Genomic DNA, 22,473 nt, shown 5'->3' with positions numbered 1-22,473 from the left:
CTAGATATATGCTTCCGGAGCATATACTTTCCGGAAACCTACAGGTCAATCCGTGAAAATCCGCGATTCCGGACACACTTTTTGACCCTTAACCCTAACTATCGCGCATTCAATCTGCGCCCGGCGTCCTGGTTTGTGTTGCCGGCGACGCGACGCCCTAAGAAGGGCGTGGTCACGGTGTCCGGCGGTGGTCGAATTGCCTCTGGACCGGCGGGAGCTGACCGGCTGCCAACCCCCTGGTACCCCACTGGCCTGCGCTACGCGGCAGAGGAAGGACCAGGTGAGGTGCAGACTCCGCTGCTCGGCAAGACCGCCGACGCAATTTCGCTGGGAGATCCCGTGTGGTTCCGCCACGCCAAGGCCGGCGAAATAGCCGAGCACACACAAGAAGTCATTGCAGTTCGAGATGGCGCCATCATCGCCCACTGGCCCACGTACCGAGGAAAGGGATTGATCTTCACATGAGCAATTCACGCAACAACGCCCGCTTCACAGTCTCTACAGTTGAGTCCCGCGTACCACGCGTACGTCGGCGTGCGCAGGCAAAAGCCGTCGCCAACTCTCATTGGAGCAATTGGGCGCACACGCAATCGTGCACCCCGTCCTACACTCATCAGCCGCACGATGATGAGGGCGTTATCTCGGTAATTAAAGCGGCGAAGACCGAAGGAACTACGGTGCGCCCGCTAGGGGCCGGTCATTCTTTTACTTCCGTGGCCACCACCGATGGGCACCGCATTCAACTCGACCGCTGCTCTGGTCTGGTCGAACTCGACGCCGCCAACCAGACCGCCACGCTGCGTGCCGGCACTCGCCTGCGCGACACTCCAGGTATTCTGCGCCCGCTCGGTTGGGCACTTCCCAACCAGGGCGATGTCGATCCGCAGTCGCTGGCCGGTGCTATCTCTACTGGCACACACGGCACCGGGCTTGGATTCACCGGCTTCGCAGGCACCGTGAAAGGATTCAAGATTGTCACCGCGGATGGCGTCGTCAGGCACTGCCATCCGGACGCTGAGGGAATCGACGGCGAGCTCTACCGCCTCGGACGGCTGGGACTGGGTGTCTTCGGCGTGCTTACGGAGGTCACGATGTCCGTCGTGCCAGCGTTTGATCTGCACGCCGACGAGCACCGCGAAGAGTTTGATTCCCTGCGCAAGAGTTTCGCCGAGCGCTGCAAAGAAGCTGACCACCTGGAGTTTTTCTGGTTCCCGGGACAGCGCGAGACGCTGGTCAAGCACAATACTCGCATTGAACCGCAGCGCCACCGCCGCCCGAGCCGCAATAGCCTGAAGCAGCGCCTGGGCAGCGCGCGTACGTATCTTAACGACGAAGTCGTCAACAACATGGGACTCTTGGCGTGCTGCGAGATTGCTAAGGCCATTCCCGCTACGACCGATACCATCAACCGGATTGCCACCAACACCGTGCCAGAGCGCAGCTACTCCAATGAGGCGCACAAGGTCTTTGTCTCGCCGCGCCGAGTGCGTTTTTCCGAGATGGAGTACTCCGTCCCGCTCGAGGCCGCTTCCGATGTCCTCGGGGAAATCCGCGACGCGATTGCCCGCAAGAGGATGAAAGTCTCCTTCCCCATCGAGGTGCGCTCCGCGAAAGCCGATGATGTGGCCCTATCCACTGCGTACGGTCGCGACAGTGCCTACATCGCCATCCACCGCTACTGGAAGGAAAATTATCGAGAGTACTTCAACCTCATCGAGCCGATTTTCAAGGCCCACGAAGGTCGCCCGCACTGGGGCAAATTGCACACGCTCCGCGCGGAGGATTTCGCGGAACGTTATCCGCTGTTCGGCGAGGTCCAGGCACTACGGGAAAAGGTCGACCCGCAGGGAATCTTCCTCAACGAGCACCTGCGCGAACTTTTCTGCTAATTATCTGCCGGCTTTACGACGTCCCGGGTAACCGCCCCATCCGTCTGGTCGGCGGCATCGTCGGAAACCGCGGCCGGTTCAACACCGGCCTTGCGGAGTTCCCGGCGAACCCGCCTCTGGCGCCGCATCTTCAGGATGAGATCGCAGATGAACAGCGCGACGGCACCCCAGATGATGAAGAACCCGATCCAGCGCTCCGGTTCGAGCTGCTCGCCCAGCACAGTGACTGCCAGGGTGATTTGGAGAACTGGAGTCAGGTACTGCATCAGGCCCAATGTGGCCAACGGCAGGCGCTTGGCACCTTCGCCGAAGAGAAGCAACGGAATGGCGGTAGCAACACCGGCGCTCATCATGAGCAGCACGTGACCAGTTCCTTCGGAGGTAAAGGTGCTCTGCCCGTTGTAGGTCAACCAGAGGATGTAGGCCAGCGCAATCGGTGTGATTACGGCGGACTCGGCCGTCAGCGAAGCTGCAGAGGAAAGCGATACCCGCTTCTTCATTAGTCCGTAAAAACCGAAACTGAACGCCAGCGCCAGCGCACCCAACGGCGGATGTCCCACACCGATTGTGAGAACAATGACCGCAATGGTTGCCAGGATGACACTGCCGAGCTGCAACCGCGAGATGCTTTCACGGAAGAAAATCATCGCCAACAAAACGCTGACCAGCGGGTTGATGAAGTAGCCGAGCGCGGCCTCCGCCACCTGCCCATTGTTGACCAGGTAGACGTACACACCCCAGTTGACGGAGATCAACAGTGCGGCAATAAAAATAGTGCCCCAGGTCTTGGCACTCGCGGCCTTCAGCTCTGGCCATGCGCGCATGAAGCTGAGGGCAATGACCATAAAGACAAGGGTCCAGACGAATCGGTGCGCCAAAATCTCTACGGCCCCTGCTGGTTCCAGCAAGGGGAAATAGAGCGGAAACAGCGCCCACAAAAGGTACGCACCGAATGCCTGAATCACTGTTGACTGACTCCTTTTCGTTCTCGTTGAAACTGACTGCGTACTGGCGGCAGAGTTCTAGCCGCTTCATCCTAGTCGTTTGGATTTGGGCACTCAGTTCTGGCTTCTATTAGTTCTGACCGCTTAGTTCTGGCTCAGCCCCGGCGCAAAGAGCGGATCTTTATCCGTGAAGCCGGAACTCAGCACCGGGCGAATACCAAAACGGCCACGCGCCGCATCTGATGGCAGCGCCTCGACAGCTTTCACATCGGGCATTTTCTTGACATCCATCAACGATTCAGCGTCACCATAGACCAGTAACCCGTTGAAGCCGAGCCGTTCGTCGTCAATCGCGACGTCTGCGTAAGCAGCTGCTAACTCCAGCTGATCTTGCAGCAGCTTTTCTTCGCTCGCTGTTTTACTCGGCTGCGGCAAATACCGGGTGCTCACACCGCCGATGATTGCAGTCGACACTCGCAGAGAGGGCTCTTTTTCATAGACCTGTGCCGCTTCTTGCGCATCGAGCAGCCGGTCAAAAGTCACCATCGCCCAGAACTTCGGGTCCTCCACGACTGGCTGGCCGGTCTTTAGCCGGTAGTCCTCTTTCTTCATATTCGCGAGGGACTCGTCGGCACGCTCTACGTACTGCTCGGTTGCTTCCCACGGGTCCGGGCCGAGCGCATCGCCGTTGAGATTTTGCGGCTTGCTTACCCGATCGGAAGTCGAAGCGACTGCTAAAACAATCACCAATATGACAACACAGAAACCAGAGATCAGTGCCATCACTGGCGAAATACTGCCGTCACCAGTGCTTTTCGCACGAGTTTCACGGCGTGGTGGGTTCTTGGATCCCGATGGGGTCTGCGTCATGCGCTCTGCCTCAAAACTTCCAATGCGTGGTTCAAATCATCTGGGTATGGACATTCGATTTCCATCCAGCGACCATCTGCCGGATGGTGGAAACCAAGCGAGACCGCGTGAAGCCACTGGCGGTTGAGCCCCAGCCGCTTGGCCAATGCCGGATCAGAACCGTACATGGGATCGCCGCAGCATGGGTGATTCAGCGCAGAGAAGTGCACGCGAATCTGGTGCGTACGCCCAGTTTCTAGATTCACCTTCAGCAGCGTTGCTGGGGCGAAGGCCTCAAGCGTTTCGTAGTGCGTCACAGCATGCTTGCCATCCTGGCGGACGGCAAAGCGCCAACCCGCCGACGGATGACGGCCAATCGGCGCATCAATTGTCCCGGACAGCGGATCCGGATGCCCCTGAACCAGAGCGTGATAGGTCTTGGACACCTCACGGTTTTTGAACGCCCGCTTGAGCACGGAGTAGCCCCGTTCGGAGCAGGCGACAACCATCACGCCAGAGGTGCCAACATCGAGGCGATGCACGATGCCTTTTCGCTCGGGCGGACCGGAGGTAGAAATGCGGAAACCAGCAGCCGCCAGTCCGCCGATAACCGTTGGGCCTTCCCAACCGACTGACGGATGTGCGGCCACACCGACAGGCTTGTGAACAGCCACCAAATCGGAGTCGTGGTAGAGCACGTCCATGCCCTCGACGAGTTCCTCTTTGGGAACCAATGGCTTTTCCACCGGCGGCAACAACACAGAGAGGAAAGCGTTTTCTTCCAATCGGTCGGACTTGCCAACGCTCACGCCATCGACCGTGATGTCCCCAGCCGCTGCCAAATCAGCCACCGCTGTGCGCGAGAGCCCCAACAACTTAGCCACACCGGCGTCTACCCGCATACCAGCCAAGCCCGGTGGAACGGGCATCTGCCGGGTTTCTCGGTCGGGCTGGTGCGCTCCCCCGAGTGCTGCACCACCATTTACTGCATTGTCGTTCACTGCTGTCCTCCCTCCGCCGACTGCTTCTGATCCTGCTGAGCAGATTTCTTCTCCGCTGCAATCTGATCAGCGAAGAGATCCGGCTCCTTGGAAAAAACCATCCAGATAACGAGGATAATAACGCCCACTGTAATCGCGGAGTCCGCGATATTAAATACGGCAAAACCCTTAACCGACAGGAAATCGACGACGTGGCCGACGTAGAAACCGGGTTCCCGAAACAGCCTATCGATGAGGTTGCCCAGCGCACCACCAGCAATAAGCCCCGCCGCAGTCGCCGATATAGGACTGCGCAACCAATGGGAAAAGCACATCACAGCCAGGATGTAAACCAGCTGCAACGTAGTAAAAACCCAGGTGGCGTTCGTGCCAAAGGAAAAGGCTGCACCGGGGTTAAAAACGAGCCGCAACTCGAAGAGATCGCCAATGACCTGCACCGCAGGACGGCCATCGAGAGTCTTCAAAGCGATAATCTTGGTCAGCTGATCGATAATCGCAACTGACACAATAACCGCAGCGAGAATCCCCCGCCGCGGGAAATATGTCCTCGTTTCCTTCTTAGTCACTGTCCCATAATGGCCTAACAAACCCATATTCAGCCAACTGACACCGCCCGGGTGGTTCCTATCCACCGCGAAACCGGTACGCTAACCGGTGTGACTCGACGTTTCCAATCTCAGTTTGTTCCGGCCTCCACTGCTTTACGACGTGCAGGAGACACCACCTCCTCGTGGTTCCGTCGACCTAGCCGCAGCGACCAGCCTGGTCACACCAAGCGTGGCCTGCTGGCGAGGGTCGGCACCGCTGTTGTTGCCGCTACCACTGTGGTGTCATTGGCCGCGTGCTCGTCGGAAAGCTCGGTGGAAACGCAACCCGTGGACGTTGCACAACCCAAGGTCGAATTGACCAGTGCTGGTAGCGGTGAGCTGGCGAGCGTGCGCTGGAAGGACGACGGTGCAGAGCAGGAGTCGACCGTGGCGGTGACGCAGGGCTTCGCGCAGCGTGGCGGAAACGCCAATAGCGACCAGACGTTCCCGGACACCCGCCTGGAAATCCCCCTGACCAGCACTGTTACCAGCGATAACGATACTCGTGTGGTGACGTCAGAGGTGGGTAAACCCCACGGCTCCAACGATGAGCTGAATGAGGATATCGCTACCGCACAGGGCTTTATCTCTGATTGGTCAACAACGGCCACTGGTGAGGTCAAGGAACTCAAGCTGGGAGCGCCGGAGAAGGCGACCGACACCGCTCGCGCTGGTGTGGAGATGGCGCTGCAGCAGCTGCATTCCGTACCTATCGTCTTCCCCTCCGAGGACATCGGAAAGGATGCAACCTGGACGGTCGAAAGCGAGGTCGAAGGCCAGACCACGATGACGCAGAAGGTGACCTATACCCTGCTCAGCCGTGCGGGCGACATTGTTAATTTGAAGGTCGATGTCAAGCAGGTGCCGACCGTCACGGAGTTGGACACTGGCGGCGAGGGTGCACTGAAGGTTGTCGAGGCCACGACTGACATGCTTGCCGACCGCGTCACCATCGACCTGACTAAGCCGCTTCCGATGAAGGGCAACATCGACTTTGTGACCTCCGTGACCTACGGCGACGGCAACTCCGATGTGCGCATCACTCAGCAGACGCACCGCGGGCTGGAGTTTAAGGACGGCAGCGGGTCGAAGAAGTAGCCCAGAAGAAATAGCTCTGGCCAGCGCAAGGTTAGAAGACGAGAAAGTGTCTAGGTTTATGTCACTTTTCTTCCCAAAAAATGGGCGGAACTGTCATAAACCTAGACACTTTCTTTTGTCTGCCCCAGTGCACCCGACCGGGCTAGGCTGTGATGCCTGGGCCAACGGCACCTAAGCCGGTGGAGGTGGAGGAGGCGCGTCCTCCGCCGGAGCCGGAGCTGGCGGTGGCGGGACCTCCTCAGCCGGCGGTTCAGGCGCGGGTGGCGGAACTTCCTCAGCGGGTGGTTCGGGCGCCGGAGCCGGGGCTGGCTCCTCGACCGGTGCTGGGGCCTCCTCAACCGGAGCCTCTTCAACTGGGGCTTCTTCCTCCGGCTCAGGTGGCGGCGGAGGGGTTTCGCCCGGCGCGAGGCAGAACCCAGGCTTGTGCTCCGGATCAAGCGTCGATGCCAGGTTGCAGGCCCATTCCTTGCTCAGCATCCAACGGCCATCCCTGTAAATGAAGTCCACCTGATCCACGAGCATCGGATCTTCCTCCGGGCGGAGGATATTGACACCGGCTACGGCCTGCTTCGTCGTGAAGCCGGGCGTAATCGGATCAATGACATCAAAGCTGATTTCCTGCTCATTGGCACTATTGGTGACAATGTCGAAGAAATCGCCGGCAGTATCGCCGTCCTCAATGGTCAGCGCCTTTTCCTCGATAGGTAAATCGGGGTTGATAAGGCGTGCGAGGACGTCGTTAAGCTCTGCGCGCGTCGGCAGCATGATGACGGGTTCCGCCGAGCTGGATGTCTTCGATTCAGTCGTCGGCGCTGCAGTATTGCCACCACCGCAGGCAGCTAGCCCAAGTGCGCTGACCGAGACCATCGCCGCTACTGTCACACCACGCGCTGTGCGCCAACGCATTCCGCTAACGCGCTGGTTGCAGGGGACTTTCATATGTGCACTACTCCAATAAAATCTGCATGAAGATTCGCTGGCTTCACGCCTTCCATAATCCTACACAAGGCCAAAACATCGCCTGGGTAAGATGGTGGACATGTCGACTCAGGATCATTCCCCGGCTAGCTCGACCTCGTCTAGCACGGCCTCCCCTCGCCGAATCGTTGTCATCACCACCGGCGGCACCATCGCCTGCACCACAGATCGCAGCGGTGCACTAACCCCGACCATCTCGGGCACGGAGCTCGTCGCAGCGGTCGCGCAGCGTTATCCAGAGGGCATGTTAGAGCTGGAAGTTCGTGAGCTCGGGATGCTGGACTCGTCGAATCTCGCGTTCACCGACGTTGACCGTGTTCTCGCCGCTATTCACGAAGTGCTTGATGACGACTCCGTGGACGGTGTCGTCGTAACTCATGGCACGGACACGATGGAGGAAACGGCCATGGCTGCCGATATTTTCCATGCTGACTCGCGTCCGGTTGTCTTTACTGGTGCACAACTTCCCTATGATCATCCGGAAACCGACGGACCGGGGAACCTCTTTGAGGCCGTGACCATTGCTTCCGATGCCTCTGCGCAGGGAATTGGCGTTCTTATTGTCTTTGGCCACGCAGTCTTGCCGGTACGAGGTGCGACGAAGTGGCACACAACCGATCCTTTGGCTTTTGCCACTAATGCACCGGAGGAGCCGGTTCGTCCAGATCCGCTGCCTCTGGCGGCTTTGGCGGGCTCGAAGGTAGAGATTATCCCCGCCTACTTGGGTGCAGATGGATCACTGCTGGATTCGGCAGTCGCCGCCGGTGCACGCGGCATTGTCGTAGAAGGCCTGGGGTCGGGCAATGTCTCCGATGAGTTTGCCGCTGCCATTGCCCGGGCCATTGCCGCTGATGTGACCGTCGTGATGGCAACGCGCGTTCCGCGCGGTGATGTCCACGCCGCCTACGGCGGTGCCGGTGGCGGTGCGACGCTGGCTCGGCACGGTGTGATTAGCGCTGGTTGCGTGCATGCACCGCAGGCGCGCATCATTCTCGCCGCCGCGCTGGCTGCGAATGTGCATCCGCAGACGCTGTTCTAATTCACGCCTCGATGATGCGGATGATTTTCGCCGGGTTTCCAGCCACAACTACGCCCGCGGGAACGTCCTTAGTCACCACGGCACCCGCGGCGACCACAGAATTGTCGCCGACGTGAACACCGCCCAGGATGATGGCTCCGCCACCGATCCAGGCATTGCGGCCGATGATGATTTCATCTCCAGACTCTAGATAAGCGGCGCGGGCCTCAGCTCCCAGTGGGTGTACTGGTGGAAGCAGCTGTACGTTGGGCCCGAGCTGCGCATAGTCGCAGATTGTCACCTTCACCACGTCAAGTGCGGTGAGCCCAAAGTTGATGAAAACGTTGTCGCCGATGTGGATGTTATCGCCGTAGTCCAGGTAGATCGGCGGGCGAACGGTGCTGCTCTCTCCGAAAGACCCCAGTGCCGGTGCTAGCACTTGCTGTGCTGCCTGCTGGTCTTCGCGGAATGCGACCTCAAATTCAGCGGCCACCTGGCCAATTCGCACGTTCAGAGCCTGTGATTCCGGATGATCGGCGATATACCACTGACCGTTCAGCATGCGCTGGCGGTTATCCAGACCGTCGTCGGGAAGTGTGGTCGACGGATTCGGATCTCGATCGGTGTTGCGCAACGAGGCGCGGCGAGCTGCCTCGAGCTCTGCAATGCGGGATGCGGTAGTCATAGTGCCCCAGTTTACGGACAGCGCATAAACAGAGAGCCGCGAACGGCACTGAGGCAGTCAGCCATATCAAGCATCCGCGTCGGGGCCGAGTTCGTCTTCGCTTTCCCGTTCAGGTTGCGGCAAGTCGAGAGCTGCTGCTTCGTCGGATGCCAGCCACTCCGGCCAGTCCAAACTGCACACCGCGGAGCACGGACGCAGCTCCGGGTCGTCCTCCTTCAGCGTGATCATGCGCCCGGGGCCACTGGTGCGGCTTTCAAAGCGGACAGTCACAATCCCGTGCCCCGAACCCTGCACCCAACCATGTCCATACTCGCTGTGGTGTACGTCCGAGGTGGGTGCCCACTTGGAGTCGGAAAGCCGAACGGTCGGCAACGCACCGGTTCCAGATAGCTCGACCAGGCCGGCGGGAGCGTCGGAAAGCGCAGGTGCTGGTACTCGATCTTCGACGGTGATTGCGCGGTCGAGCTCAGGAAACAGGACTTCTTGTATGTGCGAATCCAGCCCGGAGAAACCGACGCCCACCAGTCGCACTGGGCCGACCTCCGCGGGCGTGAACGCGATTCGGTGCGCCACTGCCATAAGGGTGTCGAAATCCTGTGTGGCGTAGGCGAGCGTCTCAGATCGGGTATGGATGCTCAGGTCAGACAGACGCACCTTGCAAGTGATGGTGCGGGCACCACGGCCATCTTTTTTGAGTCGTCGAAAAGCGGACTCACCCGCGCGATCGACGGCGGCGTGGAGCTGGGCCTGCGACTCCAAATCCTCAGGATAGGTGTACTCCGCCGATACCGACTTGGCGACATCGCGCTCCTTAACCGGCCGATCATCTGTCCCCTGCACCAGCTGCCACAGCATCACGCCGGTTTTGGATGTCAGCGAAACCTCGACATCGCGCTGGGACATGGCGGCAAAATCACCGATCGTCTCCACACCCAGCGTGTGCAGTTTCGCAGCGGTGACAGGGCCAATACCCCAGAGCTTCTCTACCGGCAATGGGTGTAGAAGCTCGTGATTGCGTGCGGGGTCCAGCACGTACACGCCATCGGGTTTCGCCAGGCCTGACGCAATTTTCGCGAACTGCTTGCCCGCGCCCGCGCCTATCGACGAAGCCAAGCCGGTCTCCCGCCGGATATCTGCCCGCAGCTGCTCCGCCCAGGCAATGACCTGCTCCTTCGAGGCTCCCTGAAGCTCTTCGGGTTCCATGAAAGCCTCGTCGACGCTGAGCTGCTCGACCACGGGCACGCGCTCGCGGATTACAGAGAACACGCGGCGCGACACCGGCCCGTAGATGCCCTTGCGCGCGCTGACCGTCACTGCGGTCGGTGGCATGAGACGACGTGCGCGAGCCATCGGCATAGCCGAGTGCGCGCCGTACGCGCGGGCCTCATAGGAGGCACCGGCGACCACACCTCGACCGCCCAGTCCGCCGACGAGGACTGGCCGCCCGCGCAGAGTCGGGCGGGTGAGCTGCTCGACGGACGCGAAGAACGCGTCCATGTCGATGTGCAGAACCCACCGCCCGGAAGTCGGCATAGAGATTACTCTCCCCTACTGCTTGGCAATATCCGCCGAGCAGCCGTCCGCCACGTCGTAGCTCAGCGACTCTCCGCCAGCGACGACCTCGAAAGCGGTTGCGAGAACCTCGCGGGCGATGAGGTCAGCGTGGCGGTTGGCCCACTCCTCACGCTCGGCCGGCACCTGCAACTTCACCGAAATGCGGTCGGTGACCTCAAGGCCAGCGTTCTTGCGGGCATCCTGCAGACCACGGATGCGGTCAGCGGCCCAACCGCGGGACTCCAGGTCCTCGTCGAGCTCAGTGTCGAGCACAACCAGGCCATTGACGCCGTCGACCTCAGCGGTGGAATCTGGCGAGATCGCGACCAGGTTGCGGGTGTACTCACCCTCCTGCAGCGGAATACCATCGGCGACAACCGTGCCGTCGGCAACCTCGTAGTTGCCAGACTTCACAGCCTTAATGACCTTCTGGACGTCCTTACCCAGGCGCGGACCGGCCACGCGAGCGTTGACGGAGACCTCGAATCGTCCCACCGAGTCCACGTCGGAGGTGAACTCCACCTTGTCGACGTTGACCTCGGAGGAAACGATGTCGGTGTACTCACGCAGACGCTCAGCATCCGGGAATGCCAGGGTCAGCTTCTTCAGCGGCAGGCGGTTACGCAGCTGGTTGGCCTTGCGGATGCGCGATGTTGCCGAGCAGACATTGCGGACAATGTCCATGGACTCAACGAGTTCGTCATCGGTCGGCAGCTTGTCGACGTCCGGCCAATCCTCCAGGTGCACCGAGCGGCCGCCAGTGAGCGAGCGCCAGATGACCTCGGTGGCCATCGGCAGCAGCGGAGCAGCCACGCGGGTGAGAACCTCCAGCACCGTGTACAGGGTATTGAAGGCCTCTGGGTGCTTGACATCGCCGGCCCAGAAGCGGTCGCGGGAGCGGCGCACGTACCAGTTGGTCAGTGCGTCACAGAACTGACGGACCTCATCGGTGGCAGAAGCAATGTCAGTGTTGTCCAGGCACTCAGTAACAGCACGGACGGTTGCTGCAAGCTTGGCCAGGATGTACTTGTCCAGGATGTTGTCGGAGTCTACCGACCACTCGGCCGGCTTGGAGGCGTAGAGCTGCAGGAACGAGTATGCGTTCCACATCGGCAGCAGCGCCTGGCGCACGCCCTCGCGAATGCCTTGTTCGGTGACGATCAGGTTGCCGCCGCGCAGGATCGGGCTGGACATGAGGAACCAGCGCATGGCGTCGGAGCCGTCACGGTCGAAGACCTCGTTGACGTCCGGGTAGTTGCGCTTGGACTTACTCATCTTGTTGCCGTCATCGCCCAACACGATGCCGTGGGCGACGACCTTCTTGAACGCCGGGCGGTCGAACAGTGCAACCGACAGGACGTGAAGCAGGTAGAACCAGCCGCGGGACTGGCCGATGTACTCCACAATGAAGTCGGCCGGTGCGTGGGACTCGAACCACTCCTTGTTCTCGAACGGGTAGTGGAACTGCGCAAACGGCATGGAACCGGAGTCGAACCAGACATCCAGGACATCCGGGACGCGGCGCATCATGGACTTACCGGTCGGGTCGTCCGGGTTCGGGCGCACCAGCTCGTCAATCTCCGGGCGGTGCAGTGTGGTCGGGCGAACGCCGAAGTCGGCCTCCAGCTCATCGAGGGAACCGTAGACGTCGACACGCGGGTACTCGTCGTTGTCGGAAACCCACACTGGAATAGGCGAACCCCAGTAGCGGGTACGGGAGATGTTCCAGTCACGTGCGCCCTCGAGCCACTTGCCGAACTGACCGTCGCGGACGTGCTCCGGCATCCACTCAATCTCGTTGTGGTTGAGCTCCACCATGCGCTCGCGGATCTTGGTAACGGACACAAACCAGCTCGGCAGTGCCATGTAGATCAGCGGCTCGCCCGAACGCCAGGAGTGCGGGTAGGAGTGCTCGATGGTGCGGTGCTGGACGACGCGGCCAGCGGCCTTCAGGTCACGGATGATGTCCTTATTGGCGTCAAAGACCAACTTGCCCTGGTACTCCGGCACCTGCGAAGTGAACTTACCGTCCATGTCCACCGGAATGATGACATCAATGCCGTATTCATTACAGGTGTTCATATCGTCTTCACCGAAGGCCGGCGCCTGGTGGACCACACCAGTACCGTCCTCGGTGGTGACATAGTCGGCCACCATAATCTGGAAAGCGTTCGGGTGATTTGCGAAGTAGTCGAAGATCGGCTGATAGGTCAGGCCTTCCAGGTCAGCACCAGCGAAGGTAGCCACGACCTCGTGTTCCTTGCCCAATTCCTTGGCGTAGGCACCAATCAGCGCTTCTGCCAGCAGGAAGGTCTTACCTGCAAACTCCGGCACGGAGGAATCCTCGCCGACCTTAACTACGGCGTAGGTGACCTTCGGGTTCACGGCCAGACCAAGGTTGGACGGCAGCGTCCACGGCGTGGTGGTCCAAGCGATAGCCGCAGTGTCAGCGAGCACCGGGTTGTCCGCCAGCGTCTTCTCCGCTGCCGAGCCTGCCTTGGCGCCGGTGAACGGGAAGGTCACGGTCAGGGTCGGGTCCTGCCGCATCTTGTAGGAGTCATCCAGGCGGGTCTCTTGGTTGGACAGCGGGGTGTGCTCTGCCCAGGAGTACGGCAGCACGCGGAATCCCTGGTAGACCAGGCCCTTGTTGTAGAGCTCCTTGAAGGCCCAAATCACGGACTCCATGTAACTCATGTCCATGGTCTTGTATCCGCCGTCAAAATCAACCCAACGCGCTTGACGAGTGACATATTCCTTCCACTCGCCCGCGTACCGCAACACCGACTCAGCGCAGTACTTGTTGAAGTTAGCCAGACCCATTTCCTCGATCTGGCCCTTGTCCTTAATACCGAGCTGCTTCTCTGCCTCCAGCTCAGCCGGCAGACCATGGCAGTCCCAGCCAAAGACACGACCAACCTGGTAGCCACGCATGGTCTTGTAACGCGGAACGATGTCCTTGACGTAACCGGTCAGCAGGTGACCGTAGTGCGGCAGGCCGTTGGCGAACGGCGGGCCATCATAAAAGACGTATTCGTCAGCACCATCACGCTGATCAATAGAGGCCTGGAAAGTGCTGTCCTTACCCCAGTACTCCAGGACCTTTTCTTCCAGCTCCGGGAACTTCGGGCTCGAGGTGTACTTACCAAAGTCAGCAGTGCGCGGATACGCGCCACCTGCCGGAGTGGCCTCAGCAGAGGCATTTACATCGTTCGAATTAGACACCGTTTCTACGTCACTTCCGTGGTCGAACATCATTAATACTCACCACGGGGACGCATGCCTAGCCCCTTCAGCGTTGTTACTGGTGACGCTGAAAAGGAGTCTCGCGCGGTACCACCCCGCTTGGCATCACGCTTTACGACGGTTCTTGCGAACAAGAACCATGCGGTTTCACGCGATAGCCCGCTTATTTAATAAGGCTTTGTAACGGTGCCAAACCGTTCGGTTCTACTGGGCCCATTTTCTGCTGGACTGTTCTTCCGAAACGCTCCCCGGTGATGGCCGGCTCATTGCGCGTATGGGTGTCAGTATAGCAGTGTCTCAGGCAACTACTACAACCCTGACCGGAACAAAGAATGCGATTGGTTCGCACGGAAAGATAACAAAAACCACCGCGCCCTGCCCCCTCCCTGGGGAGCCGAGCGTGGTGGTTTTCTACGCGTTGGCTACGTAATTAGTTGTTGTAGCCGTCGGCCGGGGCAGCCGACTCGCGAGAGTTCAGGTCGTCGAGCTGGGACTCCAGGAAAGTCTTCAGGCGGGTGCGGTACTCGCGCTCGAAGATGTGCAGCTCCTCGATGCGCCCCTCCAGAGCGGTCTGCTGCTCCTTGACGGTGGTCATGATCTCGTGGTGCTTGCGCTCTGCATCGTCCTGCAGCGCGGTTGCCTTCTGCTGCGCTGCGGTGATGGTGGCGTTAGAGCGAGCGTCTGCGTCGCTGATCATCTGCTCGCTGCGCTGGCGAGCGTCAGTGAGGGTCGACTCAGACTCGTTGCGGGCATCAGCCAACAGCTGCTCACTGCGCTCCTTGGCATCAGCCAAAGTTGCTTCTGCCTCATTGCGAGCGTTGGTGATAGTACGCTCGGCCTCTTCATTGGCCTCTGCCACGGTGCGGTCAGCGTTTTCACGAGCCTCGGTGACAAGCTTGTTGGCCTCAGCGTCGGCGTCAGTGGTGACGCGATCAGCGGTGTCCTGAGCAGCCTGCAGGATACGAGCAGCGCGGAGGCTAACTTCCTGCGACTCGGTGCCGGTGCTTGCTGCAACTGCCTGCGGCTGCTCCGCAGCTGCGGAGGAAGCCTGCTGTGCAGAAGCCTCTGCCTCAGAAGCACGCTTCTCAAGAGCATCCAGACGATCCTGGTAGTGAGCCTCAATCTCCTGCTGCTGAGCGCTCAGGCGCTCGTTGTACTCAGCGCGCAGCTCCTGCTCAATTTCCTTGCGCAGCTTGTCCTCATCGACAGCCGGCGCCGCAGCGGCAGCACCGGAAGCAGCGTAGTCTGCGCCGCCACCCTGCTCTAGCTGACCTTCAAGGTCCTCAACGCGCTGGCGCAGCTCAGCGTTTTCATCCTGGAGCTCACCCAGTGCGTCCTCTACGAGGTCGAGGAACTGATCGACCTCGTCCTCGTTGTAACCACGCTTGCCAATCGGAGGCTTGCTGAAAGCCACATTATGCACATCAGCCGGAGTCAACGGCATGGTGAGTTCCCCTAACACTTTGAGCGGACAGTTCTTAAGAAATCTTAAGAGAATTATTTCCAGTAGTACTGTTTACCCGGCCAATCCTACCTGCTCTAGTCACAGTCCTCACCCCATTTATTTTGGGCAGGACTCTATCCCCCACGTTCTAACCAATGGCAAAGTTCTAGTAAAACGTTAAACCTCGCCCTTACCCTGCACCTTTAGCCACAGAACTTTACCCCCGACACAATAAAAACCCATTGGGGATTACATTCCCCAACGGGTTCCTATTATTGCCCCCGATTAACACCCCCGGTAGCAATTCAATGCCCGAGAACATCACATTCGGGACAGTCAAAACAACACAGCTCCACCGAAATCCACATTGTGGACCCTAAGCAAACAGTTAGCGATATTTACGCCACCGCGCCGAGAGCTACCTGCAGCACCATTCGCAGAATCATAAGGATAAAGAACAAAACAAGCACAGACATGTCCACCATCACGTTGCCCATCGGCATAGGCGGGATGAGTCGGCGCAACAGCTTCACCGGCGGGTCGGTAATGACAAAAACAACTTCGCCAATCGACGAAAACACCCTGCCTGGTCGCCAAGAGCGAGAAAATGACTGAATCATTTCAATCACAATGCGAGCCAACAGCAGATAGGTGAAAAGCTTCAGCAGGATTAGCAGAACTAGCAGTAGTGAAGACACGAATAAACAGTCTAGCTAATTGATCGAAATACGAAACACTAACAAGCCATGCGAGCCGGCTGACTAGCCGGACATCCGGTCGAACTGGCCCTCGTTGACATCGCAGCCATGCGGGTACAGGGTGAACACGGAGCCGTCAGCCTTGATTCGACCGCGCAAACCGAAAACCAGTCCAGCAACGAAGTCGACGTAGCGCTTAGCCTCAGATGGGTCAAGCTCACTCAGATCGAAGGTGACAATGTCACCGTCGCGGAAGTGCGAACCGATGTCCGGAGCCTTGGAGTACTTGTCCTGGAAACCACTTTCCGGCTTGATGAAGACCTGCTCCGGTTCCTTGGTCTCAGCAACGGAGTGCAGGTTGCCGTAGCGGTAGTCCTCCTCGCGGGAGTTCACACTTGCAGCCTCACGTGGAGCCTCTTCGCGCAGCTCGTAGCGGTGACGCTCCGCACGACGCGAGTCGGCATAGGAGTCATCAAAACGCTCCTCGTCACGGCGGTCAAACTCGTCGTAGTGCTCGTCGTAAGCCGCGTCATCAGTCGGGGTAAGACCGAAGAAATTTGAAACCCCACGGAAGAAATCAGCCATCTTCTGCTACGTCCTTCTTAGTGTGCGAATTTAAGTCTGTGCTACCCACAACCTACCGGCTGGGTTGGCAATATCGCATAGACACGCGCAAATTTGGCGCGCCAAAATTACAACTTTGAAACTTAGCCCTGCTCAGGCAGGATTACGATGCCCGCCTGACGGCCGGTCTTCCCCTCCCGCCGGTAGGAAAAGTACTGCTCACTTTCAATAGTGCAGCTGGGCTCGACATTGACATGCCGTACACCGAGGTCATAGAGCTGACGCATCAGGCCGGCGCGCACGTCAACACCGGCAGTCCCCTGCTTCGTTCGCGTCTTCGCTCCGGGTAAATGCTTATCGACGTCATCGGCCATCGACTCAGGCACCTCGTAATTGTGGCCAGAAGCCGCCGCACCGAGAAGCGCATGGATATTCTCGGGCATGGCACCGAGCTCAATCATCTTCTCGACAGATTTACGAACGATTCCGTTGCGGGCGCCGGTTCGCCCCGCGTGTACCGCAGCGGCGACACCCGCATGATCGTCGGAAAGCAAGACGGGAACGCAATCGGCAACGAGTACTACCAGCGCGAGACCCGGCGTGGTCGTGACGATGGCGTCGGTGGCCGGGACAGGCTCAGTTTGTGGTTCGTTGACGACGGTGACCGTGTTGGTGTGAAGCTGCTCCATATAGACGAAGCGGGCACGGTCGATTCCCAGAGAATCGGCCAAGCGCTGGCGGTTGCGTTCGACTGCGGACGGGTCATCGCCGACATGATCTCCAAGATTGAAGGAATCATATGGTGGCAGCGAAAACCCGCCGCGCCGATTCGTCAGAATTTTTCGGCTGCGGCGGGATTCAGTCATGATTTCTTAGAAGCCCCACTCCGGCAGGTCGCTGGAAGCCTGGTAGCCGCCACGACGGTCGTCGCGGTCATCGCGATCCTCGTAACGGTGAGCACCACGGTAGGTGCGGTTTTCCTGCGTACGCGGTGTCGGGTTATCGGTGAACAGACCACCGCTGTTCGGGTTGGTGCGCGGGACAAAGCGGTCGCGATCCTCACGCTCGCGCGGCTGTGCGACCGGGCGCTCTTCCTCCACACGCGGGGCCGGAGCGCCGAGGTTGTCACCGCCCGGCAGTGCGCTGCCCTGTCGCGGTGCCTGCTCAGCGGCCGGACGCGCCTCGGCATCCTGTGTAGCCGGACGTGCAGCGGCACCTGCGGCTGGCTTGTCCAGCGGGTTTCCGTTACCCTGCTCAAAACCGGTAGCAATCACAGTGACGCGAACTTCGTCACCGAGGTTGTCGTCGATGATGGTACCGAAGATGATGTTGGCATCCGGGTCAGCCTTTTCCTCCACGATGGACGCGGCGGCATTGACCTCCATCAAGCCCAGGTCGGAGCCACCGGCGACGGAAATAAGCACACCCTGTGCACCATCCATGGTGGACTCCAGCAGCGGGGAGTTAATGGCCTGAGTAGCGGCGTTCATCACACGGTCGTCGCCGCGTGCGGAACCAACGCCCATCAGAGCCGAGCCAGCCTCAGCCATTACCGAGCGGACGTCGGCGAAGTCGACGTTAATCATGCCCGGAATGGTAATCAGGTCAGTAATACCCTGGACACCGTTGTAAAGAATCTCGTCGGCGAAGCGGAACGCGTCCATCATGGACAGATCCTGTTCACCAATCTGCAGCAGACGCTGGTTCGGAATGGTGATAAGGGTGTCACAGACCTCCTTGAGGGTTTCAATGCCCTCGGCGGCCTGGCGTGCACGGCGCTTGCCCTCGAAGTCGAACGGCTTGGTTACGACACCAACAGTCAGGGCACCGGACTTCTTGGCGATGCTCGCGACAACCGGAGCTGCACCGGTACCGGTTCCACCGCCCTCACCTGCGGTAACGAAGACCATGTCGGCGCCCTTGAGGGTCTCTTCAATCTCGTCCTTGTGGTCTTCCGCGGAAGTGCGGCCAACCTCGGGGTTAGCGCCAGCTCCCAGACCACGAGTTGCCTCACGCCCAATGTCGAGCTTGACATCAGCGTCGGAGAACATCAGGGCCTGCGAGTCGGTGTTGACTGCGATAAATTCGACACCCTTCAGCCCCTCCTCGATCATGCGGTTGACAGCATTGACGCCACCGCCGCCGACACCGACGACTTTGATAACGGCGAGGTAGTTATTCGGGGAGGTCATTGCGCGTTTCTCGCCCTTTCCTATAGGTCCTAAATAATTTCATCTAGCCACGTTGCACATGGGCCGCACGACAGCATTGGCACCGCCGGGCAGTACAGCTCTCCATGACACCGCACGGAAGAAGTGCATCATGGCCGAAAAGCTGTTGACCCCATTGTGGTCGAAAACTGCAAATAATTCAGCGACCTTTTAGCGCGTGTCGCTACCTTAAACCTGCACTTGAGGGATAGTGTTTAGCCACAGAAATCACTCCAGACACCACCATTCTCTACTCTCCCTTAGCAGCGGGTAGTCGGGGGTTGGAGACATTCCAAATCTTCTCGCCACGGTTCAGCACAATCTCCGTCGCGCGTGCCTTTTCTGCCGCATTATCCGAGGACCCGAAGTACACCTCGTATCCATCGGTCAGAAATAGCTTGATCTCTGCCTCGGAAGGAGCGCTAATCCGCTCCACACGGTGTGCAACGGGCTCTGGCAACGCCTTGACGACGTTCAAAACCGCCTTGATAACGCGCGGTTCGGGGTCAACTTTGCCGTCTGTTGGCTCATCCACACGAGGTGCATCAACAACCTCGATGACACCCGCCGGCGGGGCTGCCGTGACGAACTCCTGACCATTTGCGGAAAACAGATGCTCTCCGTCAGTGGCACGGACAAACACCACCGGGGTGAATTCCCGTACCGAAATAGTCACGCCCTGCGGCCACGAACGACTGACAGTCACGCTATCGACCCACGGCTGCCCCGCCACGGAGCGCGCTGAGGCATCCGTGTCCAAGCGAATGAGCTTTTGATTCTCGGAGATACCACTGGCCTCGACAATCGCGTCTTTATCCCCGTGGACGACGCCTTCAACATCGATGTTTTTCACAACCAGCCACGGCGAAAACCACACCACCGCTGCAACGATGGCGATAATCGCGACCAGGCCACCGCCGATGAGCCAGCCGCGTCGCGGGGCGCGCGCTGAACGCCGACGCCGCGACGCTGTTGTGCCCCGGTCTGCACCGTCGGTCTGCTGAGATTGCTTTCGGCTGGTTTTCACAGTGCTACGACTCCACCTGTTCGTCGTTGTCTCCGCTGAGCTCGCGCACGATTTCGTCGGCAAGCATCGTCACAGAGCCAGCGCCGATGGTCAGGATGACGTCGTGCGGTTCGGCGATTTCGCGAACGCGAGCCGGGACGCTGGTGAAATGCGGCTCATACGTCACAGGGATGGTCATTTTGTTGGCAATGAGCGCGCCGTCGACGCCCGGCAGTGGCTCCTCGCGGGCGCCGAAGACATCGAGCAATACGGCCTTGTCCGCCAGAGACAGGGCGGCAGCGAACTCGTCGGCAAAGTTGCGAGTACGCGAGTACAAGTGCGGCTGGAACACAGCGATGACCTTGCCACGACCGGCCTCGGTGACCAACTCCCGAGCTGCGCCGAGAACTGCGGAGACCTCGGTCGGGTGATGCGCGTAGTCGTCGTAGATACGAGCGCCAACAAATGGCCCCTCGCCGATACTGCCGTGGTAGTCAAAGCGGCGACGGACACCGGTGAATTCACCGAGACCGCGCGCCATACGCCCCAAATCTGCCCCGACGCAGTCGCCACCAACCATTGCGGCCAGCGCGTTGAGCGCCATGTGACGGCCGGGCTGATGCAGTTCAAACCTCACCGATGTCGAGCCAACAGTGGCCTCCACGCGGGCACCACCACCGACGGGAGTCCAGCCGTGCAAAACGGCACCGACCGGCAGCGTCGGGTGTTTAGCCAAGGCTTCTTCCCCACCATAAGCCAGCACGTTAATGCCGCGCTCCACCGCGCGCTCGCCCAATGCGGCCGCATGCGGATCCTCAGCACAGATGACCAGATGACCGCCATCCTTAATGCGCTCTGCAAAAGCGTCAAAGACGGCGTAGTAGGTCTCGTCGTCACCGAAAAAGTCAAGGTGATCGGGCTCGATGTTGGTAATTACGGCCACTTCCGGCTGGTAGGTCAACAGCGAGGCATCCGACTCATCGGCCTCAGCAACAAAAACGTCACCACTGCCCTGGTGAGCATTGACGCCGGCCTTGCTCATCAGACCGCCAACGGCAAAAGACGGATCCAAACCAGCTGCCTGCAAAGCGGCGACGGTCATCGACGTAGTCGAGGTTTTGCCGTGAGTACCGGCGATCAGGAGAGCCTTGGAGTCCTGCATCAACAGCGCTAACACATCGGAGCGCTTGAGCACCGGAATGTCCAGCTCATGTGCACCGGCCAGCTCCGGATTCGTCTTCGGGATAGCAGCGAAGGAAATGACCACTGCGTCCGGCAGCTCTCCCTCGCCAGCAAGCTCAAGATTCGCACGGTCATGGCCAATGGCGATGGTGGCTCCCATCGCACGTAGTCCCACCACCGCGCGGGACTCCTTGACATCGGAACCGGTAACACGAATGCCACGAGCCAACAGGATGCGAGCGATACCGGACATACCGGCACCGCCAATACCAATCATGTGGACACTTGCGGGCAGCTCTCCCGTTACCGGCTGAAAGTCATCGAAATTAACGTTCATGTTTATGCTCGCTTTACTTCTTAGAGTTCACAGCCGCAGACAGCACCCGACGGGCAATGTTCTCCGCAGCGTTACCATGTCCAATGTTGGCCAGGGCGCGGCGCCCGTCGGCAAGCTTTTCTGGGGACGTGACCAGCGGAATCACGATATCCGAAACTGATGCCGCAGTCAGCGACTCGTCGGCGATGAGAATACCGCCACCAGCATCGATGACATCGGTGGCGTTGAGCGCCTGTTCCCCATTTCCGTGTGGCAGCGGTACATACACCGCAGGCAAGCCGACAGCTGAGACTTCAGCCACCGTCATCGCACCGGAACGGCACAAAATCAGGTCGGCGGCGGAGTACGCCAGATCCATCCGGTCGATGTACGGCACAGCGACATAGGGGGCGTCCTCGCGGATAGCCTCGACCTCGACGTGATTCTTCTTGCCGTAGGCATGCAGTACAGATACACCGGCGTTGGCGAGCTCTGCGGCTGCACCGGTGACAGCTTCGTTGATGGAACGTGCCCCCTGCGAACCACCGGTGACAAAGAGCACCGGACCCTCCTGCGGTAAACCGAAGAACTCGCGGGCTTCGGCACGCTTGGCGTCGCGGTCCAACGCCGCGAGACTGGCACGCACGGGATTGCCAACAACCTCGGCCTTCAGGCCAGAGCCAGTCACGGCAGCCAAACCGACGCCCCCGAGTGCGACACCGAGCTTATTGGCCAGGCCCGCACGGGCGTTGGCCTCGTGAACCAGGAACGGAATCTTCTTCCCCGCACGGCACGCCATGTAGGCCGGTGCCGATACGTAGCCACCAAAGCCGATGACCGCATCAGCGTCAATGCGCTTGAAAACCTTGCGGGTCTCACGCACCGCACGAGCGACGTTGAGAGGCAGCTTGAACAAATCCGCAGTCGGCTTGCGCGGCACCGGCACTGGCGGAATCAGCTCTAGGTCATAGCCTCGCGCCGGTACGAGGGTTGACTCCAACCCCCGATTCGTACCGAGTGCAATGACGCGGGCATCCGGCTGCAGTTTCAAAATCGCATCCGCTACTGCCAGTGCAGGTTCGATATGGCCAGCCGTACCACCGCCGGCCACCACAATGGTCGGAGCAGAGCCATCTTCCTTGAGAAACTGCTCAGACTCCGAAGCGCCTTTCGCCCCAGCGGCTGCGCCCAGATTCTTGTCTGCCAT

Annotated in this window: 19 protein-coding genes and 1 pseudogene; 4 read left to right on the top strand and 16 right to left on the bottom strand. The window is 59.7% G+C overall.

The genetic code is table 11. From position 1 onward, the window contains the following. Positions 1-96: 96 nt before the first annotated feature. Both AB1Z34_RS08535 and AB1Z34_RS08530 read left to right on the top strand, forming a co-directional pair. A pseudogene (locus AB1Z34_RS08535) lies at positions 97-465 on the top strand (amino acid deaminase/aldolase); the annotation flags it as partial. Next, complete coding sequence (locus AB1Z34_RS08530) at positions 462-1,889, top strand: D-arabinono-1,4-lactone oxidase (RefSeq protein WP_048734784.1); 1,428 nt, start codon at positions 462-464, stop codon at positions 1,887-1,889. The pseudogene AB1Z34_RS08535 and the gene AB1Z34_RS08530, both read left to right, overlap by 4 nt. Here the strand turns inward: AB1Z34_RS08530 and rarD are convergent. From rarD to lspA, 4 genes are all read right to left on the bottom strand, one after another. After that, entirely contained in the window at positions 1,886-2,854 is a 969-nt protein-coding gene (rarD, locus tag AB1Z34_RS08525) for an EamA family transporter RarD (protein ID WP_048734788.1), read from the bottom strand. The genes AB1Z34_RS08530 and rarD overlap by 4 nt on opposite strands. 123 nt (positions 2,855-2,977) lie before the next feature. Further along, positions 2,978-3,703, bottom strand: a complete 726-nt coding sequence (locus tag AB1Z34_RS08520; RefSeq protein WP_048734791.1) for a hypothetical protein — start codon at positions 3,701-3,703, stop codon at positions 2,978-2,980. Continuing rightward, positions 3,700-4,611 carry an RluA family pseudouridine synthase gene (locus AB1Z34_RS08515; RefSeq protein WP_042389388.1) on the bottom strand — a complete coding sequence of 304 codons (912 nt, stop codon included), beginning with the start codon at positions 4,609-4,611 and terminating at the stop codon, positions 3,700-3,702. Before AB1Z34_RS08515 ends, AB1Z34_RS08520 begins: the two co-directional genes overlap by 4 nt. Before the next feature lie 68 nt (positions 4,612-4,679). Beyond that, entirely contained in the window at positions 4,680-5,249 is a 570-nt protein-coding gene (gene lspA / locus AB1Z34_RS08510) for a signal peptidase II (protein WP_049193998.1), read from the bottom strand. Positions 5,250-5,339: 90 nt separating this feature from the next. Between lspA and AB1Z34_RS08505 the strand changes: the two genes are divergently transcribed. Then, positions 5,340-6,368 carry a hypothetical protein gene (locus tag AB1Z34_RS08505; RefSeq protein WP_256886864.1) on the top strand — a complete coding sequence of 343 codons (1,029 nt, stop codon included), beginning with the start codon at positions 5,340-5,342 and terminating at the stop codon, positions 6,366-6,368. A gap of 171 nt (positions 6,369-6,539) precedes the next feature. On the opposite strand, the gene AB1Z34_RS08500 is transcribed toward AB1Z34_RS08505, so the two are convergent. Then, on the bottom strand, positions 6,540-7,274 hold the full coding sequence (locus tag AB1Z34_RS08500) for a hypothetical protein (protein WP_224433258.1): 735 nt from the start codon (positions 7,272-7,274) through the stop codon (positions 6,540-6,542). 124 nt (positions 7,275-7,398) lie between these two features. On the opposite strand from AB1Z34_RS08500, the gene AB1Z34_RS08495 reads away from it, so the two are divergent. Then, complete coding sequence (locus AB1Z34_RS08495) at positions 7,399-8,385, top strand: asparaginase (RefSeq protein WP_080969603.1); 987 nt, start codon at positions 7,399-7,401, stop codon at positions 8,383-8,385. 1 nt (position 8,386) lies between these two features. On the opposite strand, the gene AB1Z34_RS08490 is transcribed toward AB1Z34_RS08495, so the two are convergent. The 11 genes from AB1Z34_RS08490 to murG all read right to left on the bottom strand — a co-directional run bounded on the left by AB1Z34_RS08490 (position 8,387) and on the right by murG (position 22,473). Then, positions 8,387-9,049, bottom strand: a complete 663-nt coding sequence (locus AB1Z34_RS08490; RefSeq protein WP_016422989.1) for a sugar O-acetyltransferase — start codon at positions 9,047-9,049, stop codon at positions 8,387-8,389. A gap of 66 nt (positions 9,050-9,115) precedes the next feature. Next, positions 9,116-10,582: a DNA polymerase IV gene (locus tag AB1Z34_RS08485; protein ID WP_367158216.1), complete on the bottom strand. Its 1,467-nt coding sequence runs from the start codon at positions 10,580-10,582 to the stop codon at positions 9,116-9,118. 15 nt (positions 10,583-10,597) lie between these two features. Next, positions 10,598-13,855 (bottom strand): isoleucine--tRNA ligase, encoded by a 3,258-nt coding sequence (gene ileS, locus AB1Z34_RS08480; RefSeq protein ID WP_147580975.1) that lies wholly within the window; start codon positions 13,853-13,855, stop codon positions 10,598-10,600. Positions 13,856-14,276: 421 nt separating this feature from the next. Beyond that, the gene (locus tag AB1Z34_RS08475) at positions 14,277-15,290 is read right to left on the bottom strand and encodes a DivIVA domain-containing protein (RefSeq protein WP_016422992.1); all 1,014 of its coding nucleotides are present in this window, start codon (positions 15,288-15,290) and stop codon (positions 14,277-14,279) included. A 398-nt stretch (positions 15,291-15,688) separates the two neighbouring features. Continuing rightward, the gene (locus AB1Z34_RS08470; protein WP_048731166.1) at positions 15,689-15,988 is read right to left on the bottom strand and encodes a YggT family protein; all 300 of its coding nucleotides are present in this window, start codon (positions 15,986-15,988) and stop codon (positions 15,689-15,691) included. Between the two features lie 63 nt (positions 15,989-16,051). Beyond that, on the bottom strand, positions 16,052-16,573 hold the full coding sequence (sepF, locus tag AB1Z34_RS08465) for a cell division protein SepF (protein ID WP_070833944.1): 522 nt from the start codon (positions 16,571-16,573) through the stop codon (positions 16,052-16,054). 122 nt (positions 16,574-16,695) lie between these two features. Beyond that, positions 16,696-17,418 (bottom strand): peptidoglycan editing factor PgeF, encoded by a 723-nt coding sequence (gene pgeF, locus AB1Z34_RS08460; protein WP_187400343.1) that lies wholly within the window; start codon positions 17,416-17,418, stop codon positions 16,696-16,698. Between the two features lie 6 nt (positions 17,419-17,424). After that, positions 17,425-18,744, bottom strand: coding sequence for a cell division protein FtsZ (gene ftsZ / locus AB1Z34_RS08455; protein WP_187400342.1), 1,320 nt, complete (start codon positions 18,742-18,744; stop codon positions 17,425-17,427). A 268-nt stretch (positions 18,745-19,012) separates the two neighbouring features. Then, positions 19,013-19,789 (bottom strand): FtsQ-type POTRA domain-containing protein, encoded by a 777-nt coding sequence (locus AB1Z34_RS08450; protein ID WP_049192950.1) that lies wholly within the window; start codon positions 19,787-19,789, stop codon positions 19,013-19,015. Between the two features lie 4 nt (positions 19,790-19,793). Then, the gene (gene murC / locus AB1Z34_RS08445) at positions 19,794-21,287 is read right to left on the bottom strand and encodes a UDP-N-acetylmuramate--L-alanine ligase (protein WP_070858908.1); all 1,494 of its coding nucleotides are present in this window, start codon (positions 21,285-21,287) and stop codon (positions 19,794-19,796) included. 13 nt (positions 21,288-21,300) lie between these two features. Then, positions 21,301-22,473, bottom strand: a complete 1,173-nt coding sequence (gene murG / locus AB1Z34_RS08440; protein ID WP_016422999.1) for an undecaprenyldiphospho-muramoylpentapeptide beta-N-acetylglucosaminyltransferase — start codon at positions 22,471-22,473, stop codon at positions 21,301-21,303.

Origin of the sequence: Corynebacterium sp. 045007 (assembly GCF_040743205.1) — a bacterium.
Lineage (GTDB): Bacteria > Actinomycetota > Actinomycetes > Mycobacteriales > Mycobacteriaceae > Corynebacterium > Corynebacterium jeikeium_D.
Note: the sequence above shows the minus strand (reverse complement) of the source record. Positions and strands in the feature narration are given on the sequence as shown.

What these genes read in the sequence shown, in the direction of transcription:
- AB1Z34_RS08530 (WP_048734784.1), top strand. Translation starts at nt 462, where the DNA reads ATGAGCAATTCACGCAACAACGCCCGCTTCACAGTCTCTACAGTTGAG.
- AB1Z34_RS08520 (WP_048734791.1), bottom strand. Translation starts at nt 3,703, where the DNA reads ATGACGCAGACCCCATCGGGATCCAAGAACCCACCACGCCGTGAAACT.
- AB1Z34_RS08515 (WP_042389388.1), bottom strand. Translation starts at nt 4,611, where the DNA reads ATGCCCGTTCCACCGGGCTTGGCTGGTATGCGGGTAGACGCCGGTGTG.
- AB1Z34_RS08500 (WP_224433258.1), bottom strand. Translation starts at nt 7,274, where the DNA reads ATGCGTTGGCGCACAGCGCGTGGTGTGACAGTAGCGGCGATGGTCTCG.
- AB1Z34_RS08495 (WP_080969603.1), top strand. Translation starts at nt 7,399, where the DNA reads ATGGTGGACATGTCGACTCAGGATCATTCCCCGGCTAGCTCGACCTCG.
- AB1Z34_RS08490 (WP_016422989.1), bottom strand. Translation starts at nt 9,049, where the DNA reads ATGACTACCGCATCCCGCATTGCAGAGCTCGAGGCAGCTCGCCGCGCC.
- AB1Z34_RS08485 (WP_367158216.1), bottom strand. Translation starts at nt 10,582, where the DNA reads ATGCCGACTTCCGGGCGGTGGGTTCTGCACATCGACATGGACGCGTTC.
- ileS (WP_147580975.1), bottom strand. Translation starts at nt 13,855, where the DNA reads ATGTTCGACCACGGAAGTGACGTAGAAACGGTGTCTAATTCGAACGAT.
- AB1Z34_RS08475 (WP_016422992.1), bottom strand. Translation starts at nt 15,290, where the DNA reads ATGCCGTTGACTCCGGCTGATGTGCATAATGTGGCTTTCAGCAAGCCT.
- sepF (WP_070833944.1), bottom strand. Translation starts at nt 16,573, where the DNA reads ATGGCTGATTTCTTCCGTGGGGTTTCAAATTTCTTCGGTCTTACCCCG.
- pgeF (WP_187400343.1), bottom strand. Translation starts at nt 17,418, where the DNA reads ATGACTGAATCCCGCCGCAGCCGAAAAATTCTGACGAATCGGCGCGGC.
- ftsZ (WP_187400342.1), bottom strand. Translation starts at nt 18,744, where the DNA reads ATGACCTCCCCGAATAACTACCTCGCCGTTATCAAAGTCGTCGGTGTC.
- murC (WP_070858908.1), bottom strand. Translation starts at nt 21,287, where the DNA reads ATGAACGTTAATTTCGATGACTTTCAGCCGGTAACGGGAGAGCTGCCC.
- murG (WP_016422999.1), bottom strand. Translation starts at nt 22,473, where the DNA reads ATGGCAGACAAGAATCTGGGCGCAGCCGCTGGGGCGAAAGGCGCTTCG.